Source organism: Cobetia sp. SIMBA_158 (assembly GCF_046566945.1).
GTDB lineage: Bacteria > Pseudomonadota > Gammaproteobacteria > Pseudomonadales > Halomonadaceae > Cobetia > Cobetia amphilecti.
On record NZ_JAWJYL010000521.1, the window covers coordinates 1 to 263 of the forward strand.

Annotated in this window: 1 pseudogene; it reads right to left on the minus strand. The window is 55.5% G+C overall.

The annotated features are described in order from the left end of the window. Positions 1–263 (minus strand): annotated as a pseudogene (locus R2R70_RS20930) (phage tail tape measure protein); the annotation flags it as partial.

The window sequence follows — 263 nt, forward strand, 5'->3', positions numbered from 1 at the left end:
TGTTGTAATCCGCCTGCAGGATTTTCCCGTCTTTCAGTGCCTTGTTCAGTTCTTCCTGACGGGCGGTATATTTCTCCAGCGGCGTCTGCAGCCGTTCGTAAGCCTTCTGCGCCTCTTCGGTATATTTCAGCCGTGACGCTTCGGTATCGCTCTGCTGCTGCGCATTTTTGTCCTGTTGAGTCTGCTGCTCAGCCTTCTTTCGGGCGGCTTCAAGCGCAAGACGGGCCTTTTCACGATCATCCCAGTAACGCGCCCGCGCTTCA